14 protein-coding genes are annotated in these 13,777 nt (G+C 64.9%); 9 read left to right on the top strand and 5 right to left on the bottom strand.

The features are described 5' to 3' along the window. Positions 1–8: 8 nt before the first annotated feature. Together ACPEES_RS02410 and ACPEES_RS02405 are read right to left on the bottom strand one after the other, a co-directional pair. Positions 9–635, bottom strand: coding sequence for a response regulator transcription factor (locus tag ACPEES_RS02410; RefSeq protein WP_435100721.1), 627 nt, complete (start codon positions 633–635; stop codon positions 9–11). A 74-nt stretch (positions 636–709) separates the two neighbouring features. Further along, positions 710–976: a hypothetical protein gene (locus ACPEES_RS02405; protein ID WP_435100719.1), complete on the bottom strand. Its 267-nt coding sequence runs from the start codon at positions 974–976 to the stop codon at positions 710–712. 195 nt (positions 977–1,171) lie between these two features. On the opposite strand from ACPEES_RS02405, the gene ACPEES_RS02400 reads away from it, so the two are divergent. The 4 genes from ACPEES_RS02400 to ACPEES_RS02385 all read left to right on the top strand — a co-directional run bounded on the left by ACPEES_RS02400 (position 1,172) and on the right by ACPEES_RS02385 (position 4,612). Further along, positions 1,172–1,657 carry a MarR family winged helix-turn-helix transcriptional regulator gene (locus ACPEES_RS02400; protein ID WP_435100717.1) on the top strand — a complete coding sequence of 162 codons (486 nt, stop codon included), beginning with the start codon at positions 1,172–1,174 and terminating at the stop codon, positions 1,655–1,657. Positions 1,658–1,741: 84 nt separating this feature from the next. Then, positions 1,742–2,785 carry a TRAP transporter substrate-binding protein gene (locus ACPEES_RS02395; protein ID WP_435100715.1) on the top strand — a complete coding sequence of 348 codons (1,044 nt, stop codon included), beginning with the start codon at positions 1,742–1,744 and terminating at the stop codon, positions 2,783–2,785. Continuing rightward, positions 2,772–3,302 (top strand): TRAP transporter small permease, encoded by a 531-nt coding sequence (locus tag ACPEES_RS02390; protein WP_435100713.1) that lies wholly within the window; start codon positions 2,772–2,774, stop codon positions 3,300–3,302. The genes ACPEES_RS02395 and ACPEES_RS02390 overlap by 14 nt, the downstream gene beginning before the upstream one ends. A gap of 5 nt (positions 3,303–3,307) precedes the next feature. Beyond that, on the top strand, positions 3,308–4,612 hold the full coding sequence (locus ACPEES_RS02385) for a TRAP transporter large permease (RefSeq protein WP_435100711.1): 1,305 nt from the start codon (positions 3,308–3,310) through the stop codon (positions 4,610–4,612). Between the two features lie 791 nt (positions 4,613–5,403). Here ACPEES_RS02385 and ACPEES_RS02380 read toward each other — a convergent pair. Then, positions 5,404–6,003, bottom strand: a complete 600-nt coding sequence (locus ACPEES_RS02380) for a class I SAM-dependent methyltransferase (protein ID WP_435100709.1) — start codon at positions 6,001–6,003, stop codon at positions 5,404–5,406. A 314-nt stretch (positions 6,004–6,317) separates the two neighbouring features. Here ACPEES_RS02380 and ugpB point away from each other — a divergent pair, with 314 nt between their 5' ends. The 4 genes from ugpB to ACPEES_RS02360 all read left to right on the top strand — a co-directional run bounded on the left by ugpB (position 6,318) and on the right by ACPEES_RS02360 (position 10,523). Beyond that, positions 6,318–7,631 carry a sn-glycerol-3-phosphate ABC transporter substrate-binding protein UgpB gene (gene ugpB / locus ACPEES_RS02375; protein WP_435100707.1) on the top strand — a complete coding sequence of 438 codons (1,314 nt, stop codon included), beginning with the start codon at positions 6,318–6,320 and terminating at the stop codon, positions 7,629–7,631. Between the two features lie 95 nt (positions 7,632–7,726). Continuing rightward, positions 7,727–8,614, top strand: a complete 888-nt coding sequence (gene ugpA, locus ACPEES_RS02370; RefSeq protein WP_435100705.1) for a sn-glycerol-3-phosphate ABC transporter permease UgpA — start codon at positions 7,727–7,729, stop codon at positions 8,612–8,614. After that, complete coding sequence (gene ugpE, locus ACPEES_RS02365) at positions 8,611–9,462, top strand: sn-glycerol-3-phosphate ABC transporter permease UgpE (RefSeq protein ID WP_435100703.1); 852 nt, start codon at positions 8,611–8,613, stop codon at positions 9,460–9,462. The genes ugpA and ugpE overlap by 4 nt, the downstream gene beginning before the upstream one ends. Positions 9,463–9,464: 2 nt before the next feature. After that, a complete protein-coding gene (locus ACPEES_RS02360) occupies positions 9,465–10,523 on the top strand; it encodes an ABC transporter ATP-binding protein (RefSeq protein ID WP_435100701.1) in 1,059 nt (352 codons plus the stop codon). A gap of 77 nt (positions 10,524–10,600) precedes the next feature. Here the strand turns inward: ACPEES_RS02360 and ACPEES_RS02355 are convergent, their stop codons facing one another. Then, a complete protein-coding gene (locus ACPEES_RS02355; protein ID WP_435100699.1) occupies positions 10,601–11,065 on the bottom strand; it encodes a hypothetical protein in 465 nt (154 codons plus the stop codon). Between the two features lie 125 nt (positions 11,066–11,190). After that, positions 11,191–12,900 (bottom strand): 2-isopropylmalate synthase, encoded by a 1,710-nt coding sequence (leuA, locus tag ACPEES_RS02350; RefSeq protein WP_435100697.1) that lies wholly within the window; start codon positions 12,898–12,900, stop codon positions 11,191–11,193. Positions 12,901–13,356: 456 nt separating this feature from the next. Between leuA and ACPEES_RS02345 the strand changes: the two genes are divergently transcribed. Further along, positions 13,357–13,767, top strand: coding sequence for a YbaY family lipoprotein (locus ACPEES_RS02345; protein WP_435100695.1), 411 nt, complete (start codon positions 13,357–13,359; stop codon positions 13,765–13,767). The last annotated feature ends 10 nt before the right edge of the window (positions 13,768–13,777 follow it).

Below are 13,777 nucleotides of genomic sequence, written 5' to 3'. Positions count from 1 at the left end.
GACACCAGCTACTCTGTGCCGATTTCGCGACCGATCAATGCGGCCTCGAGGCGCGTGCTGACGCCGAGCTTGCGCAGCACGGCGCTGACGTGAGCCTTCACCGTCCACTCGCTCAAGTGCAGTGCCTCGGCGATCTGGCGGTTGGAACACCCCTCCCCGAGCAGGCGCAGCACGGTGCGCTGCCGACGGGTAAGCGCACTCGTATCCGGATCGGGGGCAGTCGGACGGGAACCGCTGTCCGTGAGTGCCCAGCCCGGAAAATACTGACCGCCGTCCAGAATCAACCGCAATGCGCTGCGGATAAGTGAAGTATCCAGAGATTTGGGAATGTAGCCGGCAGCACCCGCGGCAATACTCTGGCGCACCACGGCGGCATCCTCGCGATGGGAGATCACCACGACGGGAACCCCGGGCGCCCGCTCCCGCGCCGCCATGAGGGCAGCAGCATCGCCACCACCGGGCATGCACAGGTCCAGCAGGACCAGATCGTAGGTGGCGCTGTCGAGCGCAGTCAGGGCGCTCGACAGGGTTTCGGCTTCGTCAATGCGGGGAGCATCGTCGAAGAGCTCGCCCAGCAGAGGCTGCAGGGCGTCCCGCATCAAGGGATGATCGTCGGCTATGAGTACGCTCGGCATGCCTGCCCGCCCCGATTACCGTGGTGACAGGCAAGCTACCACGGTACGGGGTGTCAGTGTTCCGGATCGGAACGCTAAGCAGCCTCGCGTTCGTCGACGTGCGCCTCGCCGACCCCGTACTCGAGCGGATCGACTTCAGGGGCAATCTGGAAGACGAGCTGGAAACCGTAGCCATAGCGGCCAACACGGGCCACGGCGGCTTCGTCGAGAATCGTCGCCTCGGCACCGAGCCCGAGACGCTCGGCCAGCGCCACGGCCTGGTCGTAATCGCCCAGGCGCGCCTTGTAGACCTGCCGGTCGCCGCTATCCGCCGGGCCGATGATGAGATACCACTGCGTCATGGGCATTCACTCCCGTATATCGATTTACCGAGCATGCTAACGAATTTTGTTGCGACGCAGCAGACAAGGTGCTTGGCCCGGGAGGCACACATCCACCCGGCCGTGGCGTAGCGTTCGTTACAATTCCCGGAAAACGACGATTCACGAGGCGCGTCCCCGCCCTCACTCCGCCCACGTCACATTGAAGAACGAGCCATGAGCGATAACCGAGACGACCGACAAGCCTCTGCGACCGACCTGCTAGAGATCGAGCGCTTCATCCCGTATCGGCTGGCGGTGCTCTCCGACTGGGTGAGCCGCTCGCTCGCCAACACCTATCAGGCACGATTCGGCATTTCCATTCCCGAATGGCGCATTCTGGCCAACCTCGCTCGCGAGGAGCCGCTGTCCGCCGGTGAGCTCAGCGAACGCACCAACATGGACAAGCCCCGCGTGAGCCGCGCGCTGCAGCGCATGGTCCGCAGCCAGCTCATCCGGCGCGAGACCGATGCCAACGATCAGCGCGTCGCCGTCATCCGCATGAGCGATCGCGGTCGTGCGCTCTACGAGCAGATCGCGCCCCTGGCGCTCGACTGGGAACAGGAGCTGCTCTCGGGGCTAACCGACGACGAACGTCGCGACCTGAACCGTCTGCTGGACCGTTTGCGTGAACAGATCGAGCGCATTCGCGACTCGCGATAGGGACGCCGGCAAATACTTTCTATCAAAACCAATAACCGCTAAGCTAATTCGGTATCGCCGACCCAGAACAACGAGGAGGAGACCATGAGCCACCGCCTGCTGCGTCGCCTGGCCCTGGGCGCAGTCGCCCTCGCCGGCCTCGGTCTGGGCGCGAATGCTGTCGCCCAGGAGACGATCGAGCTGAAGATCAGCCATTACCTGCCCCCTTCCCACGGCATTCATACGGATTTCATCGAGCCCTGGGCGAGAGCGCTGGAGAAGCGTACCGACGGGCGCGTGAAAGTGACGATCCACCCGGGCAACACGTCGTTCGGCAACATCACCCGCCAGCTCGACCAGGTCCGCGCGGGCGTTGTGGATATCGCGCACGGCTTGAGCGGGCTGCCGAGGGGGCGATTCCCGGCGACATCCGTCATCGAGCTGCCGTTCATGGTCGAGAAAGCGGACACCGCCTCGCGAGTGCTCTGGGAGCTCTACCGCAACGGCCGCTTCGGCGATGAATACCGCGGCCTCAAGGTCCTGGCGCTGCACGCCCATAATGCCGGTCTGGTCCATACGACGGACACACCCGTACGCAGCCTCGAGGACCTGGAGGGGTTGCGGCTGCGTACACCGAGTCCGGCGGTCTCGCAGATGCTCGACTACCTCGACGCCAGCCCCGTGGGCATGCCACCGAGCGAGGTCTACGAGAACCTGCAGAAAGGCACCCTGGACGGCACCGTGTTCACCTGGGATGCGGTGGGCGCATTCCGGCTGAACGAGGTGCTGCAGTATCACACCGATGCCCGTGCCTACACGGTCTCGTTCTACTTTGCGATGAACCAGCGCAAGTACGACAGCCTCCCGGCGGACGTCCAGCAGGCCATCGACGAGCTCTCCGGCGAAACGCTGGTCGCCAGATTCGGCGACTGGTGGGACAAGTGGGACCGGGCGGGCCGAAAGGACGCCAAGGAGCGCGGCCACGAGTTCATCAGTGTCAGCGACGAGGAGCGTGCACGCTGGCGCGAACAGCTCCAGCCCATGATCGAGGCGCGTCTCCAGGAGCTGGAGGCGAGCGGCGTCGACGATGCCGAAGCGCTCTATCGCCGTGCCCGCGAGCTGGTGCGCGAGTACAGTGACCAGGGCTGAAAACGGCCTCGTCGCCCGGATGCACCACTACGCCGAGTGGATACTCGCCTTGGTGGCAACCGCCGGCGTGGTGGTGCTGGGTTTCGCCATCGTGATGGTCGTCGCCGACATAGTCGCACGTGCCGCGCTCAACCACTCATTGACCGGGATGGTCGACATCACCCAGCTCTGCGTCATGGCGATGGCCTTCTGGTCCATTCCCTATGCCTTCATCCGCGACGGCCACGTCGGCATCACCGTCGCTACGGACTGGCTGCCGCCGCGGGGACGCGCGTTGCTCGATGCGCTGGCAGCGCTGGCGGGGGCCACGTTCGTGGCGCTCATCGGCCGCTACGGCTGGGAGCAAGCCATGCTCGCGCTGGATTACGGTGACTCGTCCCAAACCATCGGGATTCCGATGATCTACTACTGGACCGCCTTGCTCTCGGGCTGTTTCCTGTCGCTACTGGCCACCCTGCTGAATGCCGCGCGCCATTTCGCCGAGGCGTTCACCGGCCATTCCACCAAGGGCTGCTGACGCCTATGCCCCCGGAGATCGCCGGCATCGTCGGCTTCATCGTAACCCTCGTGCTCATCGCGCTGCGGCTACCCGTGGCTGTCGCCATGGGGCTGGTGGGCATCGTCGGCTCCATTCCCCTGGCCGGCTGGCCGGCGGTGAAATTCATGCTCGGCACCCAGCCCTTCGAAGCGGTGCATCCCTACGGGTTGTCGGTTGTTCCCCTTTTCATCTTCATGGGCGTATTCGCCGCCCATGCGGGGCTTTCACGCAATCTCTACGAAGGTATCTACGCCTTCGTCGGGCACGTGCGCGGGGGTCTGGCCATCGCCACCATCGGTGCCTGCGCGGGCTTCGGCGCGATCTGCGGCTCCAGCCTGGCAACCGCAGCGACCATGTCCCGCGTGGCGCTGCCGGAGATGCGCCGCAAGGGGTATGCAGAATCCCTTGCCGCGGCCTCGGTGGCGGCCGGCGGTACCCTCGGGGTGCTCATTCCACCGAGCATCATTCTCGTGATCTACGCGCTACTCACCCGGGAGTCCATTGGCGCATTGTTCGCCGCCGCGCTCATTCCCGGGCTGCTGGGCATGGGCCTTTACATGCTCGCGGTGCGACTGCGTACACGCCTGGACCCCACGCTCGGGCCCGCCGGTGACCGCCGAACCGGCGGCCAGCGCCTGCAGGCGCTGGCGCGCACATGGGATGTGGCGGCGCTGTTCGCACTGGTGATCGGCGGCATCTATGCGGGGCTTTTCTCGCCTACGGAGGCCGCGGCCATCGGAGCGGCCGGAGCTTTCGCGTTCGCCGCGTTACGGGGCCAGCTCAACCGCCAGGTGCTCGCCGCCGGTATCCGGGAGACCGCCGTGACCAGCGGTATGATTTTCTTCATCCTCATTGGCGCGGCGTTGTTCAACTTCTTCATCGAGTCGAGCAACCTGCCCCAGTTTCTCGTCGGCGTCGTCAGCGGGCTGGACTGGCCAGCCTGGACGGTGATGGTCGTGCTGCTGGCCTTCTATCTGCTGCTCGGCTGTTTCATGGACAGCCTGTCGATGATGCTGCTGACGGTACCCTTCGTCTTCCCGGTGGTGACTCACCTGGGGTATGACCCGGTGTGGTTCGGCATCATCCTGGTGACGGTCATTGAACTGGGCCTGATCACGCCGCCGATCGGCATGAATCTCTTCGTGATCCAGTCGACGGCCACGGACATATCGCTCGTGCGGATCATGCGCGGGGTGACGCCGTTCATACTGGCGGACGTCGCGCGCCTGGCCATCCTGACGGCCTTCCCGGCCCTCACGCTGGCACTTCCGCGCTGGCTAGGCCTGTAGGGACGACCGGCCGCCGAACCAACCACGCGAGGCAAGCTCCAGACAAAAAAAAGCCGACCAGGAGTGGTCGGCCAAGAGGAGGAGAGATTGAAACCCGTTGATGCAATGCAGTATATCTGATTCCGCGCAAAAGTGAACCGACTGTCAGTCACAAATACGTTGCCGGCAGCGCACAAATCGCATCCCGATGGCACGGGTAGCGGCCCCTCTCCCCGCCACGGCACCCGCCGTGGACAAAAAAAAGCCGACGCATCGGTCGGCCAAGGAGGAGGAGAGATTGAAACCGCTTGATGCAGTGCAGTATACACGAAATCGCCCGAATGTGAATCCCCCGTCAGTCATGAACCGCATGCCACGAAGTCACAGAATGCTGCGGCGCGTCACAATTCATGCTTGCGTCGCCGTGTGGCTACGGTAGTATCGACTACACCTTGAAGACGAGACCCGGCGCAAGATCGGGCACGTCGGCCAAGGGGGGGAGAGTCGACAAACCAATATAAACATTCCAGCCCGCTATGCGGGCTTTTTTCTTGCCCTCTCTCGTCCCTCGCTATTTTGTTAGATGGGGACAGCTTTCAAAGGTTCCAAGTCCGTCGGCGCGCTCATCGCGGCAATCCACCGGCGTGCGCACGAGCGCGCCGATGTCCCTAGTGGTGATCGGCACGGGCGACGATTCCACGGGCGACAATTCCCTGACAGCCGCTCGTCGTATCCCCGGAGCGCCCCGGAACCGCGGCCGCGGCAAGGCGGCGCAACGCCGCGCCGCGACGGCACGCCCCCGCAGAAGGGCGTCAGGCCTTGGCGCGGCAACGGTAGTAGTGCGCCGGCAGGACGTTACGCAGCACGAACCCCTTGTCCACGTGCGTGAACGTATCCTGTAGGTAGGGGAAGGTGGCGTTCGAGAACTGGTAGACGAGAAATTCCCCCGTATCCCCCAGACTCTTGCGCGTCTTGCTCAGAATGTCGTCCCGAATCTCCTCGGGCATGGTGCTGAAAGGGATGCCGGAGATCGCGTAATCGACGCCGTCCCAGCCGAGGCGCTGCATCCACTGATCCAGTTCCCCGGCCGAGGCATGTGCGACCGTCAGGCGCGGATCGTCGATCTTCTGGTCGAGATAACGGGCGAAGTCATCGTTGAGCTCCATGGCCAGTAACTCGCCGTCCTCGGGCATGTGCTTGAGCAGCTCACGGGTAATCGTCCCGACGCCTGGCCCATACTCGACGACGCGCTTGGCGCGCTTCCAGTCCACCGGCGCCAGCACGCGGTCGATCAGACAGCGCGAACTCGGAATGATGGAACCGAGCATCGTCGGGTGTTTGAAGAAATTGGTCGCGAACAGCCACAGCCCCGAGCTACTGCCGTTGCGGGCTCGCGCTCTACCGTTGTCCACGTTGAACCTCCGTACCGTCCGGCGCCGCGGCTCACCGGCCCGCGCCTAACGGTTGCATTGCGAAACCGACGCAAACGCCGGTCGCCTCCCGGCGGCCGCCAGCGCTTGAAAACGCCGCTTGCGCGTGCCGCCGCAAGCCGATTGTACGATTTGGTTAACCGTACAAGGTTCGCAGGCCCACCCCCCTCGGCGCAAGCGACTGCCTGTCACCTCCCGGCAACAATACCGCAATCACCGGGCAACGGGGCCCACCTACGCTGCCGCGATGGTCACGCCAGTGCATACAGCCAAACGATAAAGGGAAGACCGAAAAAATGCTCGGGAAAACGCTCAGCGCATTAATTGCGGCTGCAACATTTGCCGGTACCGCGCAGGCCGCCACGGAGATCCAGTGGTGGCACGCCATGGGCGGCGGCACCACCGGTGAGCTCGTGGAGACGTTCGCCAAGCGTTTCAACGCCTCGCAGGATGACTACGTCATCAATCCGGTCTACAAGGGCACGTACACCGAGACCATGACCGGCGCAATCGCCGCCTATCGGTCCGGCGAGCAGCCAGCCATCGTGCAGGTATTCGAGGTAGGCACGGCGACGATGATGGGTGCACGGGAGGCGATCTACCCCGTGCACGAGCTGGTCGCGGACACTGGCGTCGAGTGGCATCCGGACGACTACCTGGATGCGGTGAAGTCGTACTACACCACCCCGGACGGCAAGCTCCTCTCGCTGCCGTTCAACAGCTCCACGCCGGTGCTGTTCTATAACAAGGACGCCTTCGAAAAGGCCGGCCTGGACCCGAACAATCCGCCGAGCACGTGGGCCGCACTCGCCGACGCCTCGCGCAAGCTCATCGACACCGGTGCCGCGGAATGCGGCTTCACCACGGGCTGGCAGTCCTGGGTACAGCTCGAGAACCTGGGCGCCTGGCACGGCGAGGCGATCGCCACCCGTGCCAACGGCTTCGAGGGCCTCGACACCGAGCTGCGCCTGGACAACGGGCTGTTCGTCGACCACATCGCGCAGCTCGCCGCCTGGCAGAAGGAGGACATCTTCCGCTACGGCGGCCGCCGCGGCGACGCCAACCCGCTGTTCTACACCGGCAAGTGCGCCATGCTCATGAACTCCTCGGCTTATTATGGCTCCGTCACCAAGGAGACGGACTTCGAGTTCGGCATTACCTTCCTGCCGTACCGGGGGGAGGTGGCGGCCGCGCCGCAGAACTCCATCATCGGCGGCGCCACGCTGTGGGTCCTGCGGGGCCACGACGAGGCCACCTACGAGGGTGTGGCGGAGTTCTTCCGTTACCTCAGCTCGCCGGAGGTGCAAGCCGAATGGCATCAGAAGACCGGCTACGTGCCGATCACCTATTCCGCCTACGAGCGCTCCCGCGAGCAAGGGTTCTACCGCGAGAATCCGGGTACGGACATCGCCATCAAGCAGCTCACCTTCAACAAACCGGTCCCCGCTTCCAAGGGGCTGCGTCTCGGCAACTTCGTGCAGGTCCGCGAAGTGCTGAACAACGCGCTCGAGGCGGTATGGTCCGGCGACAAGAACGCCGAGCGAGCCCTCGCGGACGCGGTCGCCGAGGGTAACGCGCTCCTGCGCCGGTTCGAGAAGACGCACCAGTAAGCGGCCCATTGGAGCCGGGCGCCGTCGCCTCGTGACCGCGCCCGGCCGGGTCATCGCGACCATCCGACCCATCGCCGACCCAGACAGGCATCCGCATGGAAAAACGCGCGCAATTCGCCCGCCACCGCGTGACGGTGGCCGCGTTGGTATTGCCGCAGCTCGCCATCACCGTGGTCTTCTTCCTCTGGCCGGCCGCCCAGGCGCTCTACCAGTCGTTACGGCTGGAGGATCCATTCGGGCTGGGCAGTCGTTTCGTCGGACTGGAGAACTTCGCCGCGCTGTTCGGCAGCAGCGACTACCTGGCAACACTCTGGCGTACCCTGGGGTTCGCGGCAGCCGTGGCCGGCATCGCCATGGCCGTGGCGCTCGCGCTCGCCATCGCCGCGAACCGGGTGCTGCATGGCGCCTCGCTCTACCGCAGCCTGCTCATCTGGCCCTACGCCATCGCCCCGGCCATCGCGGGGGTGCTGTGGTGGTTTCTGTTCAACCCCACCATTGGGCTCATCGCCCACGGGCTGGGCCTGCTCGGCGTCGACTGGAATCACTACGTCAACGGCGGCCAGGCGATGGTACTCATCATCGTCGCCGCGGCCTGGAAACAGGTGAGCTACAATTTCGTGTTCTTCCTCGCGGGGCTCCAGGCAATCCCGCGCTCTCTGGTGGAAGCGGCCGCCATCGACGGGGCCGGGCCGGGTAGGCGGCTGGCCACCGTCGTGTTACCGCTACTCGGCCCCACCGCGTTCTTTCTGCTCGTCATGAACCTCGTCTACGCGTTCTTCGAGACGTTCGGTATCGTGCATGCGACGACCGCCGGCGGGCCGGCAGGGAGCACCAACATCCTGGTCTACCGTGTCTACCAGGACGGCTTCGTCGGCCTGGACCTCGGCAGTTCCGCGGCACAGTCGGTAGTACTCATGGCTATCGTGATCACGCTCACCGTGCTGCAGTTCCGTTTCGTCGAACGACGGGTGGCATACGCATGATGGTGGAACACCGCCCCGGGCTGACCGCCGCCGCCCACGCGCTCCTGCTCGTCGGCCTGGCGATCGTCGCTATGCCGGTCTGGATGACGTTCGTGGCCGCCACGCAACCACCCGGCGCCCTGGTCAGCCCGCCAACGCCCTTCCTGCCCGGCGGGCACGGGCTGGAGAACCTGCGCCTGGCGCTCACTCAGGGAATGGAGCGCGCTGGCGGCGTGCCAGTAGCCACCATGCTGCTCAACAGCCTGGTGATGGCACTCGGGATCACCGTGGGCAAGATCGCGATTTCGCTGCTGTCGGCCTACGCGATCGTCTACTTCCGCTTCCGGTTCAAGATGGTCGTGTTCTGGCTGATCTTCGTCACCCTGATGCTGCCCGTGGAGGTACGCATCCTGCCCACCTTCGAGGTGATCAGCGCGCTTGGCATGCTCGACAGCTACGCCGGCCTGACCGTTCCGCTGATCGCCTCGGCCACGGCGACCTTTCTGTTTCGGCAGTTCTTTCTCACGGTCCCCGAGGAGTACCTGGAGGCGGCCCGGATGGACGGCGCCGGACCCTGGCGGTTCTTTCGCGACATCCTGCTGCCGTTGTCGCGCACGAACATCGCCGCGCTGTTCGTGATTCTGTTCATCTACGGCTGGAACCAGTACCTCTGGCCACTGATCGTGACCACCGAGGAGGATCTCTACACCATCGTGATGGGCATCAACCGCATGGTCACGGTAAGCGACGAAGAGCCCAACTGGCCGGTGGTCATGGCGACGGCGCTGCTCTCGATGATTCCCCCCGTAGTGGTGATCGCGCTCATGCAGCGGTTCTTCGTCAAAGGCCTGATCGACTCGGAGAAATAACCATGGCGTCGCTAACCATCGAAGGCCTCGCCAAGACGTACGGCAACGGCCATACCGCGCTCCACGGCCTGGATCTCGCTATCGACGAAGGCGAGTTCGTGGTCGTGGTCGGCCCGTCGGGCTGCGGCAAGTCCACGCTTCTGCGCCTGATCGCCGGGCTGGAGCGCGCCAGCGCCGGCACCATCCGTCTGAACGGCACGGACATCACCCACCGTGAGCCCGCTGAGCGGAATATGGCGATGGTCTTTCAGAATTACGCGCTCTACCCGCACATGCGCGTGTTCGAGAACATGGCGTACGGCCTGCGTAACCGCGGGATCGCGAAGGCACACATCCGCAAGCGCGTGCACGAGACGGCGGCCCTGCTGGGCATCGAGGCGCTGCTCGAGCGCCGCCCGCGCGAGCTATCCGGCGGACAACGCCAGCGTGTCGCCATGGGGCGGGCACTGGTACGCGAGCCCAGCGTCTTCCTGTTCGACGAGCCATTGTCCAACCTGGACGCCAAGCTGCGCGTGCAGATGCGCCTGGAAATCAAGCGGCTGCAGCAACGCTTCGGCACGACGGCGGTTTACGTCACCCACGACCAAGTCGAAGCGATGACTCTGGCGGACCGTCTGGTGGTGATGAACAACGGCACTCCCGAGCAAGTGGACACTGCCGCCGCGGTCTACGAACAGCCGGCAACGCAGTTCGTCGCCGGCTTCATCGGCTCACCGGCGATGAACTTCGTGGCTGTCTCGGCGTACGATGGCCGCATGGTGCTGCCCGGTGGCGGCAGCCTGGACCTGCCGGGAGCGAACGGCGATGCCGTCGCCGGCCTGCGTCCGGAGCACCTGCGCCCGACGACCCAAGGCGAGGCGAATCTGAGCCTGAACGTGGAGCTCGTGGAACCGCTGGGCGCGGATACCCTCGTCTACGGTCGCGTCAGCGAGGACAGCGGGATTGTGGTGGCGCGACTCGACGGCGGCCACCCCGTGAACACCGGCGACCGTCTGCCGCTGGCTATCGCACCGAGCGACGTGCACCTCTTTGCCGCAGGCGACGGTCGTCGGCTCACCTGACTGCCTCGCCTTCTGCCGGCAATATGCCGGCACGATCGGGCCCGCCCACACGGCGGCCCTGTGCCCGCGGGGCGCGCTCAATCGCCGTCGCGCAATATCACGCGTGCACCGCCGCGGTGGCGGAATTTCCGGAATTCGTGATGCCGGAACCCATGACCATGGAACCCGCGGAGTCCGTGGCGCCCTTGACGGAACTTGTGGTGCGGAAACCGGCCGTGGCGGAACTCGTGGTGGCGAAAGCCACCGTGGGAGAACTTGTGGCGATGAAAATGTCCGTGCCGGAACTTGCCGAAACGGAAACCGCCGTGGCGAAACTCATGATGGCGAAAGCCACCTCGTAGACGCTTGTCGTGGCGGAAGCGATCATGACGGAACTTGTGGGAAAAGGCACCGCGGTGGTCGACGGCCAGGGGACGCGCATCCGAGCGACGATCATCGCCGTGAACCCCGGCGACGATCGCATCCGCGGCCAGGCTGTCGCCCGGCAATGCCACCATGCCGGTTAGCAGAAGCACAGATAGGGGCAGCGTGAGAGTCCACATGGCCGGACCTCCCTCGTTTGATGCGTCCCCTACTGTCTCACCCGTGTCGTGAACCGGCGCTTAACGACCGCTGGCCAGCGTCACCGCGCGGAGGAGCCGGTCCGGCCCCTCCGCCGACGGAACCGTCAGGCGTACTGCTGACCGCCTTTCTGAGCGCGGAAGAAATGCTTCCGCCGATCCTCCGGGAGACGGTCCCAGATGCGGTTGACGCCGCTGACCACGGCCTTGATGGATGCGCTGACGATGTTGCCGTCCATGCCCACGCCAAAGACATCGCCGGCGACGCCGTCGCAGGAGAGCTCCATGAAGCACACCGCCTGGGCATCGGAGCCACGGCCCATGGAGTGTTCCTCGTAGTGCTGCACGCGCACATCCACGTCGAGGGCATCGAGAAGCGCGTCAATGGGGCCGTTGCCGACGCCGGTGAGGGTTTCCTCCCGCCCATTCTCGCGCACGCGCAAGCGGATGCCCTGGCGGCCGTCCGCGTCGAACAGGCTCTGTCCGAGGTAATCGATGGGCGCGTCCAGCTCCAGGTACTCCCGGCGGAAAATCTCCCACATCTGCTCGGCGTGTACCTCGCTGCCGGTGGTATCCGCCACACGCTGGATGACGTTGCTGAACTCCACCTGCATGCGCCGTGGCATGGACAGGTCGTAGTCGCGTTCGAGCAGGTAGGCCACGCCGCCCTTGCCGGACTGGCTGTTCACCCGGATCACGGACTCGTAGGTCCGGCCGAGATCCTCGGGATCGATGGGAAGGTAAGGCACCCGCCACGGCTCGTCCGCCTTTTGAGCGACGAATCCCTTCTTGATGGCGTCCTGGTGGGAGCCGGAGAAGGCCGTGAATACGAGATCCCCCACATACGGATGGCGCGGGTGAATCGGAAGCTGGGTGCACTGCTCCACCGTCCGGGCGACGTCATTGATCCGCGAGAAATCGAGCCCCGGGTGAACGCCCTGGGTGTAGAGATTGAGTGCGAGGGTGACCAGATCCACGTTGCCGGTGCGCTCGCCGTTGCCGAACAGGCATCCTTCGACGCGGTCGGCACCGGCCATCACGGCGAGCTCCGCGGCGGCCACCGCCGTACCGCGATCATTGTGCGGGTGGACGCTCAACACGATGCCATCGCGCCGGGCGAGGTTGCGGTGCATCCACTCGATCTGGTCGGCGAAGACGTTCGGTGTCGACATCTCCACCGTGGCAGGCAGATTGATGATGACCGGGTTCTGCGGCGAGGCCTCCCAAACCCCGGTCACCGCGTCCACGATCTCACGGGCGAAATCCGGCTCGGTGCCCGAGAACGTCTCCGGGCTGTACTGGAACGTCCACTCCGTCTCCGGTTGCTCCGCGGCAAGGCGCTTGATGAGCTGCGCGCCGTTGATCGCGACTTCGCGGGATCCGTCGCGATCCAGACGGAAGACCACCTCACGGAACACCGGCGATGTCGCGTTGTAGAGGTGGACGATGGCGCGCTTGGCACCGCGCAACGATTCCATCGTCTTCTCGATGAGATGATCCCGCGCCTGGGTGAGCACCTCGACGCGCACGTCATCGGGAATACGATCTTCTTCGATGAGGCGGCGAACGAAGGTGTAGTCGGTCTCCGAGGCGGAGGGAAAGCCCACCTCGATCTCCTTGATGCCGACCGAGACCAGCATCTCGAACATCTCGAGCTTGGTCTCCACCCCCATGGGCTCGAACAGCGCCTGATTGCCGTCACGCAGGTCGGTGCTCATCCACACCGGGGGCTTTTCGATCACGGCGTCCGGCCAGGTGCGGTCACGCAACCGTACCGGAACGTAGCGGCGGTACTTCGTCGACGGATCAGACAACATCGTTCAGGTCTCCACGCATTTTCGTCGTATTCCTGGATACATGGCGGTAATCCGGCCACCAGGCTGCCACCCACCCATGGCCCGGTGGCCGCTGATCAGTCGACGGCTGCTGTCGTGATGCGTATTGCGCGGCATGAACGCTCGCTCCTCGCTCGAATGCGCCTTTCGCCCTGTCGGGCGGGTGATGGAAAACCGGATTGGGAGTGAGGTTGGATTAGCTGCGCGCAAGGCGCAGCAGCAGCCCCGGTGCCAGCAGGAGCGGCAGGAGGGAGAGCAACTTGTGCTGGGGCCGTGCGATATCCATGCAATCAGTTAACGGGCTCCAGCCACGAAAGTCAACCCCGGAAGGCGTGCTACCGTCTGCGGTACGGGGGACGACGTCATCGCCTCGAAGGACGCGCCATATCATGCCGCCGGCTTCGGTCGGCAGCGGACACGAGCAAAGGAGAAGCCGAGATGATGCGTACACTTCTGGTCAGCCTGTCGCTGGTCCTGATCGTCGGCGCGTGCGCAACGCCACCCCGGGACGCCGCCGACAGCGGCCCCGCGGTCACCGGTGAAGTCCTCTACCGTGAGCGCATCATGCTGCCGCCGGAGGCGGTGCTCGCCGTTCACTTGCTTGACGCGCCTGGTGCCGATGCCCCCGCCGAGGTGCTCGCCACGCAGACCATCGATATCGGCGACACGGCTCCGCCCTACTCGTTCCGCCTGCCCTATGATCCACAGTCCATCGACGGCGACCGCCGCTACACGATCCAGGCGCGCATCCAGTACAACGACACGCTGTTGATGCTCAATACGGAAGACTACCCGGTACTGACCCAGGGCAACCCCACGAACGTAGAAGTCCTGGTGCGCCGGCCGTAGGCGATGTGAA

The organism is Arhodomonas sp. AD133, assembly GCF_051195215.1.
Lineage (GTDB): Bacteria > Pseudomonadota > Gammaproteobacteria > Nitrococcales > Nitrococcaceae > Arhodomonas.
The sequence above is the reverse complement of the archived record's forward strand: the minus strand, read 5'-3'. Positions and strand labels throughout refer to the sequence as shown.